We start from the raw sequence: 19561 nt of genomic DNA, 5'->3' as shown, positions 1-19561 counted from the left end.
TAATCTGTATAAATAAATTTTCCATTACAATATATTTGATGGATTAAAACGTATGGAAATAATTTCTTGTATTTCTTTGATGGTTTTAAAAGTACTTTTGAGCTTTATTTTTTCTAATTTGGTTAAATGTTCCAAGGCAATGTATTGACCGGAATCATTATGCAAAAGTCCTTGTTTTGTTCTAAATTTCAATAAAGCTCGGTAGGAATAGGAACAGGCCAAATACAATTCTCTATTTTGAGGTTCCAGTTCTGCCAGTTTTTCAAATCGTTCTGGGGTATTACTGATGGATTTTACGGCATGGGATAAAATCAATACTCTTGCGGCATCGCTCAAAGGCATTAGAGCTCTTCTTTTAATGTCAAAGAAATCTTTGTTTGCACCGTCTTGTTCCAATAAAAAATCTCTAAAGAAACCAGTAGGAGAGGGACTTTGCAAAGCACCGCTTACCAAATGAAGGTAGAATACGGGGTTTGCTTTTATATTTTCCAAAATATAATCGGACAGTTTGTTTACAAGTTCACTATCACCATAAGTGAGGCTGTAATCAAAAAATATGAAAGACAATAATACTTCTTCTTTTCCGGTATTTGTTATCCAATGGTGTACGAGTTTTTTCCATTCGCCAAGGCTTAAGCACCACTTAGGGTTTGACGCCATCATTTCGGCAGGGCAATAATCATATCCAATTTCAAATAATCCTTTGTTGACATGAGTGGCCAATTCCAAGAAATATTTTTTTGTTTTCTCTTTTAATTCTTCTGGAACATCTTCATATACTAAGGCATTATCCTGATCGGTTTGCAATAATTGCTCGCTACGCCCTTGACTTCCCATTGCTAACCATGCAAATTTAGTGGGAGGCGGAGTACTCATTTTTTTTAATGCTATTTCGATAACTTGTTGAATGCAAACATCGTTCAGTTCAGTGATAATTTTTGAAGTGAGCGTTATTGGAATATTTTGATCCAAATAACCTTGCAACAAATGCATGATACTGGTTCGTATGGGTTTTATATCTTTGTATTTTTTGGCTCTTTTTACTGCTTTTATCAATACAGCCGGATTATTTCCCAATGAAACCATTACATCGTGTTTGGAAAGGATGCCGACTGCTTTAGTATTTGGAGTACCATCTTTAGTAAGACATATATGGCTGATGTTACTTTTCATCATGGCCATTTGTGCTTGTGTTGTGGTCAGTTTTTTGGGATAGGTAATAACAGGCGTTGTCATTATCACAGATGCTGCTGTTGTGATGGGATATTGACCAGTTACAATTTTGTTCCTTAAATCTTTATCGGTGATAATTCCAATGGGCAGTTTGTCTTCCACAACGAGTATTGCTCCTACATTTTTTTTGGTCATCATTTCAGCTATCGCTTTTGCCGTAGTGATAGACGAACAAGTGACTATTTTTTTAGAATATTTTACGGGCTGAATGTCGAATAATTTGGTATCGGTATCCAAAATTTCTCCAGCTAAAGTTTCTCCGTACAGTTTTCCTCTGTGACTTTTAGAATATGGATTTCGGGTATTGGATGCAAAACTTTGAATCAAAAAATTGCCAACATCTTTGTTCTCCAGCGCATATGGCCTGAAAATCGCAATTGGAATGGCGTAAAGAATACTTTCTTCATAAGTTCTGGCCTCCATTTTGTAATTTTCGTTGGCAATGAGCGGTCTCAATCCGAACACGTCGCCTTCGTCACACATGTCTAATATGTCAGTTTTTTGACCTTTTCTCAATGCAACAGCTCCTTTGTGAACTACATAAAAAGAGCTATGTGTTTCTTCATTTTCGGCAAAAATCACACTGTCTTTTTCTTTGTAGATAATCGATATTTGTTCCGAAAGGACTTCAATATCTTTTTGATTTAAAAAAGTAAAAGGAGGGAAGCTTTTTAAAAAATCAGCAACTCTATGCGAAATGGTATTTTTCATTTTATTGGTATGATAATAAATTTATTTAAAAAAAAAATCCAGCTACTTTCCAGTAACTGGACTCTTTTGAATCCTATTATGATTTTTTCTTTTTGGTCATTTTCATATTTAATATTTCTACAAATAAAGAGAACGAAATGGCAAAGTATAAATACCCTTTTGGCACTGGTGTCACATGGCTACCAAAAATAAGGGCGTTGGCCAAATGGGCACTTTCAGTCAATAGCATGAATCCAATTAAAATCAAAAACGACAACCCTAAAATTTGAATCGATGGATGTTTGTTGACAAAATTTCCGACTGGAACTGCAAATTGCATCATAATCAAAACAGAAATTACCACAGCAGTAATCATGATGATTAATGCTCCTTCTACTCCGTTTGTCATCCCCACAGCAGTCAAAATACTGTCAAAAGAGAAAACCAAATCAATCATTATAATTTGCAGAATTACATTTTGAAAAGATTTTGCGGCAGCTTTACCCAATTCTTTTTCTTCATGCCCTTTTTCATCTACTTTTTCGCGAATTTCATTGGTGCTTTTATAAATTAAGAATAGCCCCCCCAATAACAAAATGACACTTTGCCCTGTGATTCCTGCATGCAACCAACTCCAATCAATTGTAAACCAAGGTTTTTTCATTTGGGTTAAAAAATTGATACCAAACAAAAGAGCAATTCGCATAAACATGGCCAAAAACATTCCGACTTTGGTCGCTTTTTTGCGGTCATCAATTGGTAATTTTCCAGTTGCAATAGAGATAAAAATGATGTTGTCAATACCTAAAACAATTTCAAGAAAGGTCAATGTCAATAAGGCAATCCATGCATCTGGGTTCAAAAATACTTCCATTCTATTTTATTATGGGGTTTAAATTATTTGTTTTTGTAATCTGAATTTTCTAATCTGCAATCTTGATAACTGTTCCTTTGTGCTTCTTGTCAACGCCAATCATTCCAAATTCAAAGGTATACGAATTTTTTGAAGTTGTCAAAATTTTCATGTCAATAGCTTTCTCTTCAGACTTGTTTTTTGGATGTTTTTTTTGCAAAACATACTCGCAATCATTCACCCAACGAACAGTCGAAGTATCTGTTTTTCCTTCAAAAGTCTCAATTTCAATACTATCGTTGCGTTCAAAAACCGTCGTTTTTTTAACTCCATCAATTTCGTATTCAAACTTAAATTTTCCGGTTTTGAAGTCCTTGCAGTTGCGCTCTACATCATAGCAGGACATTAACAGCAATAAAGGAGAGAGCAGTATTAATTTTTTCATTTGTGTATATTGTTTTTTCATTTGTGCCTTTTCCAGCTGTCCGTTACAACTCCTCGGTCTATCCTTTTTTTTCTAATGTCATAAAAGGAGCTTCCGTTGGTCGCTCTTTTGTGACAAGAAAAAATAAGGTTTAGTTCTGTGGGGTTTTCACTATCATCTGGGGCAATGTGATTCGTGTATTTATTATTTCAATCGTCTAAATTCTTCTTCGGTAAAATTTTTGATTGATTTCTCTTGTGCAAATTTTTCAGCGTTATAATTTTTCGATTTATTTTTTGGAATTGACAAACTATTCCATTCACTATTTTTCAGTTGTTTGGCATAAAAAACTATTTGTCCAACATGGTATGGATAATGAGCCAATTGCCTGTTGATGGCTTCAATAACCGTATGTCCTTCATTCCTGATATAAATTATCTCCGAAAGTTGCTCGGGATGTAAACTGTCCAAAGCTCCTAGAAAGCATTCCCAACCAGAATTCCATAAAATCAAAACTTGCTCTTTGGTCTGTAAATCATTTTCAAATTCGGCATCGCGGTTTCTCGTTTCTTTTTCGCCATCTGTGGTTAGGAAATCGGTCCAGCGTGATAACATATTCCCTGAAAGGTGTTTTACAATCACGGCAATACTATTGGTGTCATCGTTTACAGCAACAAAAAGTTGTTCTGGCTCCAACTGCTCCATTGCCTTTTCTCCCAACATTTTATAGTAGAGAAACTGCTTTTTTACACTTTCAAGATAAGATGTGGTTGCGTTCATGATTATTCAATTTTTATATCATATTTGTCCAAAAGCCCAACGATTCCCTGACTCGAAAATTTGGCTTTTTTCATCGGGTTGAATTCGGGATCTATTTTATAATTATAAGCTGTTGTGAAATCGACACCAGCCAAAAGAGTATCGTTAAAAATGGCATTATCCAAATTACAGTTTTCAAAAACCGATTGGGTTAAATTGGTTCCTATAAAAGTAACTTCTTTAATCGAACAGGAATTGAATTTGGTCTTTGGCATTTTTTTATTCGCAAAAGAACTATAATCCAAAATGCAATCTTGAAAGTACACGTTAAATAAAAAATCCTGACACGATTGAAATTGAATTCCCAAAAGTTTGCAGTTCTTGAAACTTACCGTTTTTAAACTTGTTCCTGATAAGCTGGTCATTGATAAATTGCAATCTATAAATTCACAATCCATAAAAGTATTGTTCGAAAAATCGCTATTCGAAAAATCACAGTTTTTGAAAATGCAATCCTCAAATTCGCGATTGTTTATTTTTTTGTCAATGTATATGACTTTGTCAAATGTTTTTTGAATGTGTATCAGGTCTTCCATGGGAGTTTTTTGGATTTGCGTGCAGTATGTCTCACACGGAGAATTTGAATGGAACTATCAGTAATTCGGTAAGAAATACTATAGTTGAAAATGTAATAAACTCTAAAACTCCCGTCGTTATTGATTTTTTGTTTGTCGAGTTTGTAAATTTCTGTGTTAGTTTTAAGGATTTCGGTACTTTCGAAGATAGTGTCAGTTACTTTATCTGCAATACGTATTGATTTACTTTCAAAAAAAATATAAAAATGAATGTCCTCCAATTGTTCTAATGCATCATAAGACCAGATTATTTTCTTCCCCATTTTTTCGAAATTTCTTTAGCTTCTTCTTCTGAATAAAAACGTCCGTCTTTAATACTTTCCAATGCATTATCAATATCAAGATTGTATTCAAGGTCTGTGTCTTCCGAAGTAGAATTGATAGACTGCAACAGATGTTTCATTTTTTCTATAAAAGTTGGGTCTTTTACTTTGTCGATTTCTTGATGAATCCAGTTTATTTCGGCTTGAATATCCATAATTTCATTTTTTGTAAAGATACAAATTAGTCGTTAAATATGCCTTTCATTATTATTTTCAAACCCACAAACATTAAAAACATTGAACCAAGACAAGCAATGATTCCAATGGCCAAAACCAAATAATGCCAGTCATTTTTTTGATTCATAAATGCATTATAAATCACAGATGGTCCAATGAACATAAGCGGTAAAGCGCCCGTTAAATATTTTATTCCTTTTGCAAGGTGTTCTTTATTTGCCATTTTTATATTTTAAAGTTTTACTAAAAACTATTTTCTATTTGTTATTGTAAAAATCAACTGCTTTTCTCACGCTTCCGTGTGTTTTTAACAATTCGGAACCTTGTTCGTAGGTAACTGGGATTTCTCCCATTATCATTTTTACGCCGCGATCTACCAGTTTGCTGTTGCTCAATTGCATATCGACCATTTTGTTGCCTTTCACTTTTCCAAGCTGAATCATCGTGGCAGTCGTAATCATATTCAGAACCAATTTTTGTGCAGTTCCGGCTTTCATTCTTGAACTTCCTGTTACAAATTCTGGTCCCACTATAACTTCGATCGGGAATTTTGCTGTTTGCGAAAGCGGACTTCCAGCATTGCAGGAAATACTTCCGGTACTAATTTTTTTCTCGTTACAGGCCTGTAAGCCTCCAATAACATACGGAGTTGTTCCCGAAGCTGCGATTCCTACTACAACATCATTTTCATTTACATCAAACGCCTGTAAGTCAATCCAAGCTTGTGTGGCATTGTCTTCGGCATTTTCTACGGCTTTGCGAATCGCAGTGTCTCCACCTGCGATGATTCCAACAACCAAATCAAAAGGAACTCCAAAAGTGGGAGGACATTCGGAAGCATCCAAGATTCCCAAACGACCAGAAGTTCCAGCTCCTATGTAGAATAATCGTCCACCCAATTTCATTTTGGAAACAATTTCGGCAACCAATTTTTCTATTTGTGGTAACGCTTTTTCAACAGCATGAGGGACAGTTTGGTCTTCTCGATTGATATTTGTAAGTAATTCTTGAACGGACATTTTTTCTAAATGTTCGTATTTGGAAGATTGTTCCGTAGTTTTGGTAAAGGTCATTGTTTTGTTTTAAAATTGACAACTTTTGCAGCTTCGCAAAGTTAGGGAATTTTAAAACTTACTATTCTCTGATAAAAGAAAAATGTAATGGATTGTGTTAATTAAATATCAATTTATTCAAGTGATTTTTGGTAGTAGTTAATATTTGGTTCAATTTTAAAGATTCATTTCCAAAATTGGCATAAACCTATTTTTTATTGAAGTTTCAAATTCTCCAATTTTTTTAAATCCAAATTTAAGATAAAATGCTTCTGCGTATGGTTCTGAATCGAGTAGTATTTTTTCGAAATTTTCATTTCTCATTCGTTTCAAAAAATCATCGACTAAATATTTTCCAAATCCTTTTCCAATATATTCAGGTAATAGGAACAAGTTATCCAATTTTACATTCTTTTCTCCTTCAATGACATAAGAATAGTAACCAATAACTTTAGTGTCACTTACTAATTTGAATGTAAAATTGGTTTCGATATAATCTTTTGAAATGGTAAGATTGTCATTCCATTGTAAAATTTGTTCTTCAGAATATCCCCAATAGGCTTTTGACCTTTTAGTTATTTCAGTCAAAATTTCATTGTCATTACTGTTTGCTTTTTCGATTTTCATTTTTTACAATTCCAGTAAATTTATAGATAAACGAAAACTGTTTTCTATGCAGCAGAATCCATAATAAAATTAAAAATTAAACAATCTTAGTGTTTTGTTCTTCTTCGATTTTATGAATTTTATAGATTTCGTCCTTTTTGTGTTCTTCCTCTTCATTGTTCTCAATAAGGACATTGTGCAAACGCTCGGCCATCTTTTCGATGCTGTTGGTAATTGATTCGTATACCAATTCCATTCTGCGATGTTTCTCTTCTTTTACCGCTTTTAAAACATCTTCAACAAAAAATTTATCATATTTCTCTGCAACAGAATCACGGGTATTTGTCAATCGTATTACAGAATCATTACCTAATATGGTAACTTTAAAGTGCTGTTCTTCGTTACTTAAATAGTATTTTGCGCCTAACTCATCACAATTGATATCCGTTCCACTTATTTTTAGCAACTCAGTAATTATTCCGAAAATATGACTTTCGATTTTGGAATATTCTTTGGGTTTTCTTTTGAAAAAATTAAACATGGAGGAAATTGTATGTCAGGTTTTTTGATGATGACTTTTCCATAAATTTTCTTCTAAATATAATTTGATTGTATTTATTTTAATACAGATAATTATTGAAAAAATATCTTTGCACAAATAAACTGTATTGTCATTAAACTTGCAAATAATATAGACTAAGGGCAAATAAAGTATTTGAACTGACAGCTAATTTTATTTTAATAGTAAATTATTTATTTAATTATAAATTCTAACGAGGTGTGTCAATGTTAGAACAATAAAGTTGAATGTTTTACAGGAAATAAGCCAGAAAAATTCCTATCACAATCATTGATACTTTGGCGATATTGAATTTGTGACCTTCGCTGCTTTCAAAAATAATAGTAGATGAAATATGGAATAATATACCAATAACTACGGCGGTAATCTCTGAATAATAATCGTTCAATTGCGGTATAAAGTCGGATACAACAGTGCCAAGAGGAGTCATAACGGCAAAAGTGATCATGAACAAAAAGATTGCATTTCTGTTAAGACTGGAACTGACGAAAAACGAGGTCAAAATAATAGCAATCGGTAAATGATGAATTGCTATCCCTATCGCTAAATCATGATGATGGCTAACCGGAAATCCTTCGAGAAAGGCGTGAATACAAAGACTGATGAATAGCAACCACGGAATTTGGTACATTTTGGCATGGCCGTGTACGTGACCGTGCTCGGCACCTTTGGAGAAAAATTCCAATATGATTTGGAACAAAATCCCCAACATTATAAAAAGTCCGATGTTGTGGTTTTTACTTTTGTAGACTTCAGGCAAAAGGTGCATTACCGTAAGCGAAAGCAGAAACGAACCACTAAACGCCAGTAATAGTTTAAGGTTGGTTTTGCTTTTTGGTTTCAAAAATAAAGCGATGAAATAACCAAGAAGTACAGAAAGTAAGGGTAAAAGGTAATTCATTTTTTTGTTGATCGTTTATTTGGTGGTTTAAATGTTTAATCGTGTAATTATTTAATCGGTTAAATAATTACACGATTGAACATTATTTAAAAATCATAATTAATCTTTCGCTTTCGGTTTTGTGGAATTTTTTTAGTTTGTAATCACCAAAAATATCCAATAAAAAGATACCGGCTTCTTCCATCATTTCTTCAAAGTCTTTTAGCGTAAGCGCTTTTACTTTTTCGATAAAATGATATTTCTGACCTTGATCTTCAAAATCAATTTCTTTATAAATATGACCCTCTTTTAAATAACGTTTGATATAAAAATCGATTCCATCGACCTGTTTTATTTCTTCGGGTACCAAAGTATTGAGAACATTGGTCACGTTCATAAAATCGATTACGGCAAAGCCATATTCGGTTAAACTCTCTTTGATGGCTTTTAGTGTGGTGAGATTGTCCTCGTCGTTTTCGAAATAACCAAAACTGGTAAACAAATTGAATATAGCATCAAATTTATCTTCGAATGTTTCTCGCATATCGTGTACTTGAAAATGCAGTGTTTCGTTGCTATTTTTTTGAGCCTCCAAAATGCTGTTCTCTGATAAATCGGCACCAATAACGTTGAATCCCAATTGGTTTAAGTAGATGGAATGACGGCCTTTTCCGCAAGCCAGATCAAGCACTTTGGCTTTTTCGGGTAGATTGAGGTAATGCGTTAGATTGTCCATAAACAACTGCGCTTCTCTATAGTTTCTTTCTTTGTAAAGTATATGATAATAGGGACTGTCGAACCATGAGGCAAACCAATTTTCTGGATTTGAATTGGTAATTTGTGTTTTGTTATTTGTAGAATCGGACATTTATTCTTTTTCAATTAATTTAAGTCCCGCAAATTTAGTGTATTTTTGCAGAAAATATACTATTTCAAACCGTTTAGGATGTTTGAAATACGCAATTTTAATATTGGAATTTATAAAGACAGATGGAGAATTTTAAGATGATTGCCAAAACCTTTTTCGGTTTTGAAGAAATACTGGCAAAAGAGTTGACAATGCTGGGCGCACAGGATGTGGAGCAGGGGGTGAGAATGGTCAGTTTTAAGGGAGATAAAGGTTTTATGTACAAAGCAAATTTGTCTTTGCGTACCGCCTTGAAGATTTTGAAACCAATTTATTTTTTTAAAGCAAGAGACGAACAATCGTTATACAAAGGGATAAGAGGCACCAATTGGTCTAAATATATCAATGCCAATCAGACTTTTGTGATTGATGCAACGGTGCATTCGGAGTATTTTAACCACTCTGAGTTTGTGTCTCAAAAATGTAAAGATGCAATTGTGGATCAATTTCGTGAAAGAACAGGTCAGCGTCCGAGTATTGATAAGGCTTTTCCGGATTTAAGAATTAATATTCATATTGATAAAGATCAGGTTTCGGTAGCATTAGACACTTCTGGTAATTCATTGCATCAACGTGGTTACAGAACAGCTACGAATATAGCTCCAATTAACGAGGTTTTGGCAGCTGGTATTTTGTTGCTTTCGGGTTGGGACGGTCAGACGGATTTCTTGGATCCGATGTGTGGATCTGGAACATTTTTGGCAGAAGCAGCGATGATTGCATGTAATATTCCGGCAAACATTAACCGCAAAGAATTTGCTTTCGAAAAATGGAATGATTGGGACAATGATCTGTTTGATAGTATTCAGGACAGTTTGTTGAAGCGTGTCCGCGAATTTCATTATACGATAAAAGGCTATGACAAAGCACCATCTGCAGTTCAGAAAGCCAAAGATAATGTCAAGAATGCCAATCTGGATGAATATATAAAGATAGAGGAAAAGAACTTCTTTGATACAGAAAAAACATCTGAAGGAAAATTGCATATTGTTTTCAATCCGCCTTATGATGAGCGTTTGGACATTCATATGGAAGAATTCTATAAAAGCATTGGTGATACGTTGAAGAAAAATTATCCGGGAACAAATGCCTGGTTTATTACAGCAAACCTTGAGGCATTGAAATATGTAGGGCTAAAACCTTCTCGAAAAATCAAACTTTTTAATGCAAGTCTTGAAGCTCGTTTGGTAAAATACGAAATGTACGAAGGAAGTAAGAGAACGAAGTTTCAAACGGTTCCAGACGGAGCTGAATAGAGAAATTTTTAAAAATACAATCCCGATAGTTTCTATTTAAGAAATTATCGGGATTTTTTTGTGGTATTTTCATTCCTAAAATTTATGCTTTCAAAAGCTAAATTGGGTTGTTTGGATCAGAAACATTTGGATCAGAAACATTTGGGTCAGCATCATTCGGATCGGGAGTATTTAAGTTAGCAGTATTGGGGTCGGGAACCGAAGTATCTGGAGCAGGTGGGTCTGGAATAATTGGATCCGGAGATCCAGGATTTGGGGGAATAGGATCAGTAATAGGAGTAACAGGAATAACAAGATTTGAATCTTGGGCCGATGGCGTCACAACAGTTGTATTTGTTGGGTCTGGTATAAGTTTTTTGTCTTGAATCCCTTTTCCAAGAATGTATCCCGAAATACCGGACAACATTGCTGCCAATTCACTTCCCTTGAGAATGTCTAATATTCCGAAGAGAATTATGGCAATAATCAAAACAAACAGCGTAATAAATTGTAAGCCATAACCACCCAATAAATCCTTAGACAACGTATTGTCGGATCTTAAATATACGATCAAGAAAAATGAAACCAATAAAATACCAATAAGGCCAACAAAACAAATGCTCATAGTAGTTTTAAATTCTTGTTTTCTGTTTTCGGGATCCAATGCCGTATCGATTTGATTCTGGCAAACATTAATGTCTTGATTTACAATTTCTATATTTTTTACTAGGTATTCATGCTCTTTATTTTTATTGGCATAATCAATTTTCTTTTTTTGTAATGCCTCCAAATTTTCTTTGAGCTCTTTTACTTTGTATTTTTTATCATACGACGAATCATATTTATAATTATAGATATCATTAAGGTCCTCTAATGGTATTAAAAAATTATCTGGTTTACCCTCAATATATCTGCTTATTGTTTTTATAAATTCATCATTGTCAGTCATGTCTGCTGGATTTACATAAGTGTCAAGTTCAGCATTGTTTAATAAATTCAACAAGTTCTTTTTCCGGTTCAAGAAATCCCGTAATTTTTTAAAATTTGCTTTGTCGTCGTCATCACGAAGTTCATTGGAAAAAGTACTGGGGACTTTCATTTTCTTGTACGATTGAATTTCTAAATCAGTATCTAGTGTAGTCAAAGATTCCTGTGAATATGTATGTAATGAAAATAATGAAAACACAAAAAGTGCAACTATTTTGAAATGAACTACTTTTCTACTCATAATCAAAAAATTAAAATTTATACCTACTCTCACAGTTTTCGGTTTCGCTGTTTTTTTTAATATCGTGGTTTTTACATTGGCTTAAGGGCGGCTTTACCAAATCCATAATTGATGCCAAATAGTGTAAATAAATTATTGGTATTCCCAAAATTGGTTCCATAAGAACCCGTTAGATACAAGGCATCACTGATTTTGTATTGTAATGTTCCAACTCTTCGTTCGCTGTTTAAACTACTGTCATTCGAATAATCTCTTTTTAAATATTCAAAAGAAATGGATAGACCTTTAATGGAATATTCCATTTTGAAACCAATATCAAATGCATTTTGTCTTTCGAATGTATTGGTTGTGTTAGGGACTAATACGTTATCACTAATAAATCGGGAGTACAGCATTAAAGTCAGATTGTCATTGAGTTCCTCTTTGTTAATACTAAAGGCATTCAATGTGGCATTCATCCACAAACCGCTTCTGTTAAAGCGTTTATTCTCGGTTTGGTTTCCTGAAAAGGCTTCAGAATATGCAAATGCAGCATCAACCTGAAACAGCGGAAGATCATCCAGTTCTTTCAGATAGTTTTGAATGAGTGTATCTTTTTTAATGTTTGCTTCCAGTAAATCGGGAGCTTGATTTTCAAAATCATCTAGTTGTTGTGTGATAACAACTTTCCTTGTAATTGCATTAACGTAATTTTCATTGATGATTTTTTTTATGGAATCATTTTTCTCATTCGTCAATTCGGTAAATAACTTTCTTATTTTATTTTTTGTGGCGTTGAGCGCTATTTCAAGAGAATCAACATTTTTTTGATTGGGACGCAATTGAATTATTCTTTTTGAAAAATTTTCAAGAGCCATTTTTAATTTATGATTCTGCTGTTCATTTCTGTATGTCACGAGATTTGTTCGTACACCAAAAGAAATGTAATTTGTATTTTCAATTAAACTTCCAGAAGTAGAATCGCTATAAACTGAGGCCAGAGAAATACTCATTTTATTGAATATTCCTGAAAAGGTGTTTGATTTGTTATCTTCCTTTATATTCAGATATTGAGAAACAGTAGCGTTTTTAGTTTTAAAAAACCAATAAGGAGCAATTTCCAATGCAAAGTTTTGCGGCAGAGCCGTTCCGCTACTTGTTAGACTCATTAAACTTGCTGCAAAGGCTTTTGGATTGGCGGGTTTATCTATAGTATTTGGAGCTATATCAAGAATTTGAAAACCAGGAGCATTTAATGATTTTAAATCTTTAATCTCAATTTCTTGAGCGCTCAAAGTACAAAAGCTTAAGAATATTACTGTTTTTACGAAGGTATAGGTATATTTCATTTATAAAATTCTAATTGTTTTAAATTTTAGCAGTAATTTGAAGAATCTAAGTTTATTCCATTTTTGTATTTAGAATATAAAGCATTGTCGATTTTAATTTTTATTCAAAAAGTAAATCAATTCTTTTGGTAACTACAATTGTTTCACCGCTTGTGCTTTTCTTTTTTTCGAATGAAAGAACTTCTAAGGGGGATTTTTGGTTGGGTTTGCCACCTTCTAAAAAATAATTGATTTCTAAATTTTTAAAACAATTTTCCCATACCGATTTTGGGACTTTTGTCAATACAATATCAGTCTCGATTTTTAACGTTGCACCATCTAATTTTGAGTCAATTCCTAGACTGGTTTTGCTGATTAACCCAGCGCCATTGGTCGAAGTGCCTTTGTTATTAATATTACCATCTTGAAATAGTTTTACTTCTGTAGTAGCAATGCCATGAGTAGAAACGGTTATGGTAATAAAAATTTCTTTTCCTTCTTTTCCAATAAAATATTTTTCGCTTTCCATAATGTATTAGATCTAAAATAATTGGCACATTGTTTTACACGTTCAAAAAATTATACAAATTCGCCGGTGGTGGCATTGTATTTCAAAGAAAATTTTCCCATATCAGTTAGTTTTTTTATGGTACTCCGAACGGTATTGATTCTTGTTTGATAATTGGTATCGCCTATTATACATAAGTTCAAAAAGGCTTTGTTATAATCGCCATTGGTGTTTAGGGCCAGAGCAATTCGATCACTCTTTGCCCTTCCTTGGTGCCGAATGTCACAAATCATTTGGCATACATTGGCGGGAGCATGATCTAATCCGTAGCGTTGATGATACGCTTTCATATTTTCTTTATACATTGCTATTGCTGTAGCGACTTGTGTTTCTCTGTGATTAGGGTCATTTGTTGCCCAGTGAACAAATCGCGCTGCCGATATTAATTCTTGATTTTCTATATCATTGAGTGTTGGATTCAGATAATCCATCAAAGCTTGTGAACTCGAATCATTTTCTAAGGGTGAAAGTGTTTCATTCGATTTGTAAAAAATTCTATTATTGGATAAAACTAATTTCGGAAAATATTCAGACGCATTTGGTAATTGCAATAGCTTTCTGAAGAATTTTACAAAATCACCATTTGGAACATGTGCTCCATATTGCATAAAACTAAATGTAAATTGAGCTCTGTCATAAGTGTTCAGGCATTTGAAAGAACCGGAACTTTCTGCCATGGCGGTTGGATAAATAAAATAGGCCCAAAATCCATATTTGGCCACATAATCTTCTGGATTGTAAACCTGTCCCGTGGTAACCGAAGTGTTGAATAATCCAAAATTCCCATCATATAGGGTTTTGCTTCCAATATTGAATTTGTCTTCGTTAGAATTTAGGCGTTGTGCATTGTAGGTTGTTCTTCCTTTTGGGGTAATTGTGCTTGTGATAGAAAAATCAATTGCCATAGCTTTAAATTTTTAAAATTATTTGTAAGCTTAATTCGTTACTAATCTTAATTTATTGCCGCATGAAATTGAAGGTGGTCTAAATAAAAAAAACAGAGACATAAATGTATTGTGTTGTTGTTTAGACTATTGTAAGCGTGGTATTTTTGGGTTTGATAAAATTAATACAAAAAACAATACAAAAAACATTTTTTTTTAGTGGAGTAAATTTCTCTATCAAATGAATACTTTTTTAAGTTTTGTACTAATGAAGAAATAAAAAATAGTTTTCTAGAAAAATATCTAGATTTTCAGTTAATTTTGGATTTATATTTTAAATCTAAAAAAAATGTCAAAATTACAAGTAAGAGCATTTCTATACAATCTGGGTTGTTTTGCAATATTGTTTATCTCTTTTCGATTTTTGGTTGAACAATATACCAATTTAACAGGTTTTTGGATTCCAATGACTGCTTTTATTGCAGGTACGCTTTTGGCTCCAAAATTTCAAGCTGCCAAAACCAAAGATGGTGAAAAACTATTTATGTCTTGGTTGTTTATAAAAGGGGTCAAGGAAATTGGGTAATGCGAATGATCAATAAAAAGTAAAAGGATTAAAATTGAATTTTCGAAAATTCAATTTTAATCCTTTTTTATTACAATTATTTATATTTATTTTTTTGGTGTAGTTTTTACTGGAGTAACCTTCTTCTTGTAAATTGGAATAAAGTAGGAAACCGTATAATTAAATCCTGCTCCAAAATTCCCATCATAAGTCCTGTTAAAGCCTGGTATATATAAGTTTTCGAAGTTGGTTGGTTGTTTGTTTGTTACTAATATTTTTAATTGTAAACTAAAACCAACATATATATTATTGAATACTTTTACATTTACACCAGCTGCAACTTCTGCCCAGCTCGAGGTTAGACCATTGTATACTTTGCCGGATTCTATAGGTGGGACTTGTCCAAAATAAGGATTGGGATTGTAGATATCGTAACTATTCAACTGTTGACTGAAAGTGCTGAAACCGTATCGTAAACCTAAAGTGATTAGGTTTTCCATATCCAACCAATTGTTATAGACATTATAGTCAAAACCTAGCTTGGTATAAGCTCCTTTGGCAGTACTGCTAAGTTGTGTATCATTGGTTGTGACATTTTCATTCCCAATTTCGCCATATAAATAGATTTTTTTTGTCAATCTATAATCGGCAACAAATCCAATTCCTTTGTAATCAGAATCATAAAGGGAGCGAACCACTTTGTTCAAATCCACGCCTACAATAATTCCGTAACGATCTGTTTTTGGTTTTATGGTATCCTTTGTGACCGCTTCGAGTTTTTTTTCTGATTTGTTTGGAGGCGTTGCTTTTGTCACCTCAGTTTTTTTGATGCTGTTGGTCGTATTAGGTTCTTGTGCTTTCGCAAAAAACAGAGACAACAAAAAGCAAATACTAAAAAAATATTTTAATGATTGTATCATTTTCATTTGTTATGTTATCTTTTTCTACTAATACATATTGAATCCAAAAACCATCAGGAATTGTTGAGTCCGTAAGGGCAAATGGATTGTTTGGTGCCAAATTAAAAACGGTTTTATAACCACAGGCTCTGGAAACATAAATATTTTCACGAGTATAATTGAACTCTAGATTGTCTTCATTTACAAGAACTGGATTTTTGTTGCCATAATTTAGAATAAACTTGTATTTTACAATATCGGCATCTGTTTTTAGCGGAAGCAATATATTGTTTCCATTGGTAACATATTTTGCTGCATCAATTCCGGTTGGATTCAATACCACTCCTTCGGTCATGCCTTCGCCAATTACTTTTAAATTGGTTACATTTTTTTGTACAGATGGATTCGAAATGTCATAAAATTGAATGAGCATTCTTGGAGTAGTAGGAGTAGTAGGGTCACAAATGTCATCGGGTTCGCAACTGGATGAGGCGAAACCAAGAATTAATATAAGAGCAATTATTTTTTTCATGTATAGAGGGGCTTATCGTCTTTCCAAAAGTACAACATTTTCAACGTGATGCGTTTGCGGAAACATATCCACAGGTCGCACTCTCGATACTTTGTATTTTTCGTCCATTAACGCCAAATCTCTGGCCTGTGTAGCCGAATTACAACTCACATAAACTACTTTTGAAGGCTCTATTTTCAGGATTTGTTCAATTACATCTTTGTGCATTCCGTCTCTTGGAGGATCGGTAATAATCACATCCGGTTTGCCGTGTTGTGCAATAAATTCTTCGTTGAAAACCACTTTCATATCTCCAACAAAAAACTCACAATTGGTAATTTCATTGCGTTTTGCATTGGCTTTCGCATCAACAATGGCTTCAGGAACACTTTCTACACCAACTACTTTTTTAGCATTTTTAGATACAAATTGGGCAATTGTTCCCGTTCCTGTATATAAATCATAAACCACTTCATTCCCTGTGAGTCCGGCAAAATCTCTAGTTATTTTGTACAATTCATATGCTTGATCCGAATTGGTTTGGTAAAAAGATTTGGCATTAATGCTAAATTTTAAACCTTCCATTTCTTCGAGAATATAATCTCTTCCTTTGTATAATTTTATATTGGTATCATACAAAGTATCGTTCGCTTTATTATTAACTACATATTGCAACGAAGTAATTTGAGGGAATTTTTCGTATAAGTGATCTAAAATTAATTCTCGGTTGGCTTTGTCGTTTTCAAAAAACTGAATCAAAAGCATGATTTCTCCTGTTGAAGCGGTTCTCAACATTAAGGTTCTTAGTAAACCTTCGTGAGCTCTCGGGTTGAAGAAAGTCAAACCATTCTCGTTGGCAAAGGCGCGAACTTCATTTCGAATCGCATTGGATGGGTCTTCCTGCAAATGACATTTGTTGATGTCCAGAATTTTGTCCCACATTTTCGGAATATGAAAACCAAGCGCATTTCGGTTGCCCAAATCTTCTTCACTTCCTATTTCATCTTCGGTCAACCAACGGCTATTCGAAAACGAAAATTCCATTTTGTTTCTATAAAAAAATTGTTTTTCAGAACCTAAGATGGGTTCAAATTCAGGTAGTTCTATTTTTCCAATGCGTTGCAAATGGTTTTTTACCTCATTTTGTTTGAAGACCAATTGTTGGTTATAATTCATGTTTTGCCATTTGCAACCGCCACAAACACCAAAGTGCTCGCAAATGGGATCTACACGGTATTCTGATAATTCATGAAAATGAATTGCTTTTCCCTCATAATACGCCTTACGTTTCTTGAATGTTTGCACATCAACGACATCTCCGGGAACTACATTTGGAATAAAAACTACTTTTCCATCGGGAGCTTTTGCCACCGAAACGCCTTTTGCACCAGCATCAAGGACTTTTATTTGATGAAAGACAACTTTGTCTGTATTTTTCTTAGCCATAGCGCAAAAATAAGGCTTTGGATTTATTTATAGATTTTAATTCTAATTTTTTTTAATAAAAATCAAGTGATGTAGCAGTTTACTCAAATTCATCCTTCCAGTCTTTGGTCGTGATAGCCGAGGCTTGATTATCAGAATTCATCGTTACCCGAAGTTCCTTATTGGCTTTAGCATATTCAAAAAGGGCTTTAAATCGGAAGATATTTGTATTGTCAGTTTTATTTGGAACCATTTCAACAAATTCTAGATCTTTGAAAAGACCATATTTTAGGTTGTATTTCACACAGATTTGCTTGATGTTTTCTGGTGTAGATTTGGCAATTACTTTGGCTGTAGCTTCACTTTGTGTAAAAGGCTTAAATTTTACATTGTTGCAGGTTGTCAAGATCCTTTTTCCCAACTCATAAGCTTTGGCTTTTTGAGCTTCTTGCTCTGGACTCATTTCTGTTGTCCCAACACTTTTTCCTATTGATTTTCCATTTACTGTTTTGGTTTTGCAGCCGATCAACAAGAAAAGACAGCCTACTATAATTACGTTCTTCATAATATTATAAGTTTCTATAAGAACGTAAGTTAGTGAATTAAAGTATAGTTTTCTGATTATTAGGGACTAATCCCGCTTTTCGCTGCAAACGAAGTTCACTGAACTCCAATGAAAATAATAGCGTAGTGAAGTAATCGGGGGCAGGCAAGAACAGAACGATTTGAGATTTAAAATTATTTAAGAATTTAATTCTGAGATGAAATGAGTTTTGTCTTAATTCTTATTATGGGATATTGGAGTAAATCAATGTTGGTTTTCCATTAACGCAATCAACTCCAGTTGGAGGTAATATTATTTCACAAGTAGACATGATTCCCCATTTTTTGTTAAATGCTGCTTGTGCATTGGTGTAATTCTCTACTTTTTTTAAAAATTCAGGCACATTAATTTTTAAAGAATACGGAATGTATCCAGTTGAACCTCCACATGCTTTTGAACCAATGGCTGTAAAAGACCATTCGGCAGGGTTAACGCAAGGGCTATTATTGACCATAGAAATCGAAATAATTTCTTCATACATTTTGGTCAGATTTCGCATTTCCGTTTGCTGCGAAGAAGAGTCATCGTTATTGCAACTGAAGAATAGTATGCTAAAAGCGATAAATAAAAACTTTATATTTTTCATAGGTGATTGTAGTTAGTAAAAGGTCATTTATATGAAACTAATTTGTTAGTGATATCAATGTTTTTTTCTCTTTCTTTTGAATATAAACTCTCTTATTGTATTCTATTGAAGCACCAGGTTTTGAGTTTTCTTCCAGAATTAAAGTTCCATTATAATACAACTTTTCTATATAGGCATAAATTCCATTACCACCGTTCATAGCTTCTCTTTTGAATTTAAATTTCACTTCCAATGTATCCGTATCTTTTTCTGAAATTCTAACAAAAATTTTATTGTTTTGATAGCCTTGTTTTCCTGTTATAACAGTATTCCAATAGTACTTTTTTATTTCCGAGTTGTATTCAATTACACCTCCTGCATAGATATATCTCAATGAATTAGTTATAAGAGGCAAAATAGGAGGAATGTATCATTCTTCATAAGTGATCGGTAAAATTGTATTATTGTTTAAGTCCAATAAGTCAGTTTTAGTGTCACTACTGTAATAAAGTTGTAATTGATTTGCTCGAGCAAAAGGTTCACCAGTTTGAGGAATTTCATCTTCATTAGAACTACAGCTAGTTAAAGCGATGATAAAAAAAGCAATAAGAAGTATTGTGTTTTTCATAATTGTTTGTTTTGTAAATAGAT

At 33.4% G+C, this 19561-nt stretch carries 26 protein-coding genes; 2 read left to right on the top strand and 24 right to left on the bottom strand.

Going from position 1 to position 19561, the window contains the following annotated elements; all coding sequences use genetic code 11:
* Window positions 1-24: 24 nt before the first annotated feature.
* From OLM57_RS17455 to OLM57_RS17395, 13 genes are all read right to left on the bottom strand, one after another.
* Complete coding sequence (locus OLM57_RS17455; RefSeq protein ID WP_264564967.1) at window positions 25-1944, bottom strand: DUF294 nucleotidyltransferase-like domain-containing protein; 1920 nt, start codon at window positions 1942-1944, stop codon at window positions 25-27.
* Window positions 1945-2020: 76 nt separating this feature from the next.
* Complete coding sequence (locus OLM57_RS17450; protein ID WP_264564966.1) at window positions 2021-2797, bottom strand: TerC family protein; 777 nt, start codon at window positions 2795-2797, stop codon at window positions 2021-2023.
* Between the two features lie 49 nt (window positions 2798-2846).
* Complete coding sequence (locus OLM57_RS17445; protein WP_264564965.1) at window positions 2847-3221, bottom strand: DNA topoisomerase IV; 375 nt, start codon at window positions 3219-3221, stop codon at window positions 2847-2849.
* Between the two features lie 183 nt (window positions 3222-3404).
* Window positions 3405-3980 (bottom strand): DUF1572 domain-containing protein, encoded by a 576-nt coding sequence (locus tag OLM57_RS17440; protein ID WP_264564964.1) that lies wholly within the window; start codon window positions 3978-3980, stop codon window positions 3405-3407.
* Window positions 3981-3982: 2 nt separating this feature from the next.
* On the bottom strand, window positions 3983-4555 hold the full coding sequence (locus OLM57_RS17435) for a pentapeptide repeat-containing protein (protein ID WP_264564963.1): 573 nt from the start codon (window positions 4553-4555) through the stop codon (window positions 3983-3985).
* A complete protein-coding gene (locus tag OLM57_RS17430) occupies window positions 4543-4857 on the bottom strand; it encodes a type II toxin-antitoxin system RelE/ParE family toxin (protein WP_264564962.1) in 315 nt (104 codons plus the stop codon). Before OLM57_RS17430 ends, OLM57_RS17435 begins: the two co-directional genes overlap by 13 nt.
* Window positions 4842-5072 (bottom strand): hypothetical protein, encoded by a 231-nt coding sequence (locus OLM57_RS17425; RefSeq protein ID WP_264564961.1) that lies wholly within the window; start codon window positions 5070-5072, stop codon window positions 4842-4844. Before OLM57_RS17425 ends, OLM57_RS17430 begins: the two co-directional genes overlap by 16 nt.
* A gap of 26 nt (window positions 5073-5098) precedes the next feature.
* Complete coding sequence (locus tag OLM57_RS17420; protein ID WP_264564960.1) at window positions 5099-5317, bottom strand: DUF6095 family protein; 219 nt, start codon at window positions 5315-5317, stop codon at window positions 5099-5101.
* 34 nt (window positions 5318-5351) lie between these two features.
* Window positions 5352-6167, bottom strand: a complete 816-nt coding sequence (gene murQ, locus OLM57_RS17415) for an N-acetylmuramic acid 6-phosphate etherase (RefSeq protein ID WP_264564959.1) — start codon at window positions 6165-6167, stop codon at window positions 5352-5354.
* A 156-nt stretch (window positions 6168-6323) separates the two neighbouring features.
* Entirely contained in the window at window positions 6324-6773 is a 450-nt protein-coding gene (locus OLM57_RS17410) for a GNAT family N-acetyltransferase (RefSeq protein ID WP_264564958.1), read from the bottom strand.
* Between the two features lie 76 nt (window positions 6774-6849).
* Window positions 6850-7293: a hypothetical protein gene (locus tag OLM57_RS17405; RefSeq protein WP_264564957.1), complete on the bottom strand. Its 444-nt coding sequence runs from the start codon at window positions 7291-7293 to the stop codon at window positions 6850-6852.
* Window positions 7294-7564: 271 nt separating this feature from the next.
* Window positions 7565-8233 carry a ZIP family metal transporter gene (locus tag OLM57_RS17400; RefSeq protein ID WP_264564956.1) on the bottom strand — a complete coding sequence of 223 codons (669 nt, stop codon included), beginning with the start codon at window positions 8231-8233 and terminating at the stop codon, window positions 7565-7567.
* An 82-nt stretch (window positions 8234-8315) separates the two neighbouring features.
* Window positions 8316-9080 (bottom strand): class I SAM-dependent methyltransferase, encoded by a 765-nt coding sequence (locus tag OLM57_RS17395; RefSeq protein ID WP_264564955.1) that lies wholly within the window; start codon window positions 9078-9080, stop codon window positions 8316-8318.
* 122 nt (window positions 9081-9202) lie between these two features.
* Here OLM57_RS17395 and OLM57_RS17390 point away from each other — a divergent pair, with 122 nt between their 5' ends.
* Window positions 9203-10375, top strand: coding sequence for a THUMP domain-containing class I SAM-dependent RNA methyltransferase (locus OLM57_RS17390; RefSeq protein ID WP_264564954.1), 1173 nt, complete (start codon window positions 9203-9205; stop codon window positions 10373-10375).
* A 97-nt stretch (window positions 10376-10472) separates the two neighbouring features.
* Here the strand turns inward: OLM57_RS17390 and OLM57_RS17385 are convergent, their stop codons facing one another.
* From OLM57_RS17385 to OLM57_RS17370, 4 genes are all read right to left on the bottom strand, one after another.
* Window positions 10473-11582, bottom strand: a complete 1110-nt coding sequence (locus tag OLM57_RS17385) for a hypothetical protein (protein ID WP_264564953.1) — start codon at window positions 11580-11582, stop codon at window positions 10473-10475.
* Window positions 11583-11653: 71 nt separating this feature from the next.
* Window positions 11654-12910, bottom strand: coding sequence for a hypothetical protein (locus OLM57_RS17380; RefSeq protein WP_264564952.1), 1257 nt, complete (start codon window positions 12908-12910; stop codon window positions 11654-11656).
* Between the two features lie 100 nt (window positions 12911-13010).
* Entirely contained in the window at window positions 13011-13418 is a 408-nt protein-coding gene (locus OLM57_RS17375) for a hypothetical protein (protein WP_264564951.1), read from the bottom strand.
* A 50-nt stretch (window positions 13419-13468) separates the two neighbouring features.
* On the bottom strand, window positions 13469-14362 hold the full coding sequence (locus tag OLM57_RS17370) for a hypothetical protein (RefSeq protein ID WP_264564950.1): 894 nt from the start codon (window positions 14360-14362) through the stop codon (window positions 13469-13471).
* Between the two features lie 328 nt (window positions 14363-14690).
* Between OLM57_RS17370 and OLM57_RS17365 the strand changes: the two genes are divergently transcribed.
* A complete protein-coding gene (locus OLM57_RS17365) occupies window positions 14691-14927 on the top strand; it encodes a hypothetical protein (RefSeq protein WP_264564949.1) in 237 nt (78 codons plus the stop codon).
* Window positions 14928-15013: 86 nt separating this feature from the next.
* Here the strand turns inward: OLM57_RS17365 and OLM57_RS17360 are convergent, their stop codons facing one another.
* The 7 genes from OLM57_RS17360 to OLM57_RS17330 form a co-directional block, all read right to left on the bottom strand.
* Entirely contained in the window at window positions 15014-15826 is an 813-nt protein-coding gene (locus tag OLM57_RS17360; RefSeq protein ID WP_264564948.1) for a DUF6048 family protein, read from the bottom strand.
* A complete protein-coding gene (locus tag OLM57_RS17355) occupies window positions 15798-16337 on the bottom strand; it encodes a DUF6452 family protein (RefSeq protein WP_264564947.1) in 540 nt (179 codons plus the stop codon). Before OLM57_RS17355 ends, OLM57_RS17360 begins: the two co-directional genes overlap by 29 nt.
* Window positions 16338-16349: 12 nt before the next feature.
* Entirely contained in the window at window positions 16350-17762 is a 1413-nt protein-coding gene (gene rlmD, locus OLM57_RS17350; RefSeq protein ID WP_264564946.1) for a 23S rRNA (uracil(1939)-C(5))-methyltransferase RlmD, read from the bottom strand.
* Window positions 17763-17841: 79 nt separating this feature from the next.
* Window positions 17842-18306, bottom strand: coding sequence for a hypothetical protein (locus OLM57_RS17345; protein WP_264564945.1), 465 nt, complete (start codon window positions 18304-18306; stop codon window positions 17842-17844).
* A 223-nt stretch (window positions 18307-18529) separates the two neighbouring features.
* The gene (locus OLM57_RS17340; RefSeq protein ID WP_264564944.1) at window positions 18530-18931 is read right to left on the bottom strand and encodes a hypothetical protein; all 402 of its coding nucleotides are present in this window, start codon (window positions 18929-18931) and stop codon (window positions 18530-18532) included.
* Between the two features lie 37 nt (window positions 18932-18968).
* Window positions 18969-19304, bottom strand: a complete 336-nt coding sequence (locus tag OLM57_RS17335) for a hypothetical protein (protein ID WP_264564943.1) — start codon at window positions 19302-19304, stop codon at window positions 18969-18971.
* Between the two features lie 36 nt (window positions 19305-19340).
* Complete coding sequence (locus tag OLM57_RS17330; protein WP_264564942.1) at window positions 19341-19538, bottom strand: hypothetical protein; 198 nt, start codon at window positions 19536-19538, stop codon at window positions 19341-19343.
* Window positions 19539-19561: the final 23 nt, after the last annotated feature.

This window comes from Flavobacterium sp. N3904 (assembly GCF_025947305.1).
GTDB lineage: Bacteria > Bacteroidota > Bacteroidia > Flavobacteriales > Flavobacteriaceae > Flavobacterium.
Note: the sequence above shows the minus strand (reverse complement) of the source record. Positions and strands in the feature narration are given on the sequence as shown.

Coding starts and splice junctions, on each gene's coding strand:
- OLM57_RS17455 (WP_264564967.1), bottom strand. CDS start 1,944: ATGAAAAATACCATTTCGCATAGAGTTGCTGATTTTTTAAAAAGCTTC.
- OLM57_RS17450 (WP_264564966.1), bottom strand. CDS start 2,797: ATGGAAGTATTTTTGAACCCAGATGCATGGATTGCCTTATTGACATTG.
- OLM57_RS17445 (WP_264564965.1), bottom strand. CDS start 3,221: ATGAAAAAATTAATACTGCTCTCTCCTTTATTGCTGTTAATGTCCTGC.
- OLM57_RS17440 (WP_264564964.1), bottom strand. CDS start 3,980: ATGAACGCAACCACATCTTATCTTGAAAGTGTAAAAAAGCAGTTTCTC.
- OLM57_RS17435 (WP_264564963.1), bottom strand. CDS start 4,555: ATGGAAGACCTGATACACATTCAAAAAACATTTGACAAAGTCATATAC.
- OLM57_RS17430 (WP_264564962.1), bottom strand. CDS start 4,857: ATGGGGAAGAAAATAATCTGGTCTTATGATGCATTAGAACAATTGGAG.
- OLM57_RS17425 (WP_264564961.1), bottom strand. CDS start 5,072: ATGGATATTCAAGCCGAAATAAACTGGATTCATCAAGAAATCGACAAA.
- OLM57_RS17420 (WP_264564960.1), bottom strand. CDS start 5,317: ATGGCAAATAAAGAACACCTTGCAAAAGGAATAAAATATTTAACGGGC.
- murQ (WP_264564959.1), bottom strand. CDS start 6,167: ATGACCTTTACCAAAACTACGGAACAATCTTCCAAATACGAACATTTA.
- OLM57_RS17410 (WP_264564958.1), bottom strand. CDS start 6,773: ATGAAAATCGAAAAAGCAAACAGTAATGACAATGAAATTTTGACTGAA.
- OLM57_RS17405 (WP_264564957.1), bottom strand. CDS start 7,293: ATGTTTAATTTTTTCAAAAGAAAACCCAAAGAATATTCCAAAATCGAA.
- OLM57_RS17400 (WP_264564956.1), bottom strand. CDS start 8,233: ATGAATTACCTTTTACCCTTACTTTCTGTACTTCTTGGTTATTTCATC.
- OLM57_RS17395 (WP_264564955.1), bottom strand. CDS start 9,080: ATGTCCGATTCTACAAATAACAAAACACAAATTACCAATTCAAATCCA.
- OLM57_RS17390 (WP_264564954.1), top strand. CDS start 9,203: ATGGAGAATTTTAAGATGATTGCCAAAACCTTTTTCGGTTTTGAAGAA.
- OLM57_RS17385 (WP_264564953.1), bottom strand. CDS start 11,582: ATGAGTAGAAAAGTAGTTCATTTCAAAATAGTTGCACTTTTTGTGTTT.
- OLM57_RS17380 (WP_264564952.1), bottom strand. CDS start 12,910: ATGAAATATACCTATACCTTCGTAAAAACAGTAATATTCTTAAGCTTT.
- OLM57_RS17375 (WP_264564951.1), bottom strand. CDS start 13,418: ATGGAAAGCGAAAAATATTTTATTGGAAAAGAAGGAAAAGAAATTTTT.
- OLM57_RS17370 (WP_264564950.1), bottom strand. CDS start 14,362: ATGGCAATTGATTTTTCTATCACAAGCACAATTACCCCAAAAGGAAGA.
- OLM57_RS17365 (WP_264564949.1), top strand. CDS start 14,691: ATGTCAAAATTACAAGTAAGAGCATTTCTATACAATCTGGGTTGTTTT.
- OLM57_RS17360 (WP_264564948.1), bottom strand. CDS start 15,826: ATGATACAATCATTAAAATATTTTTTTAGTATTTGCTTTTTGTTGTCT.
- OLM57_RS17355 (WP_264564947.1), bottom strand. CDS start 16,337: ATGAAAAAAATAATTGCTCTTATATTAATTCTTGGTTTCGCCTCATCC.
- rlmD (WP_264564946.1), bottom strand. CDS start 17,762: ATGGCTAAGAAAAATACAGACAAAGTTGTCTTTCATCAAATAAAAGTC.
- OLM57_RS17345 (WP_264564945.1), bottom strand. CDS start 18,306: ATGAAGAACGTAATTATAGTAGGCTGTCTTTTCTTGTTGATCGGCTGC.
- OLM57_RS17340 (WP_264564944.1), bottom strand. CDS start 18,931: ATGAAAAATATAAAGTTTTTATTTATCGCTTTTAGCATACTATTCTTC.
- OLM57_RS17330 (WP_264564942.1), bottom strand. CDS start 19,538: ATGAAAAACACAATACTTCTTATTGCTTTTTTTATCATCGCTTTAACT.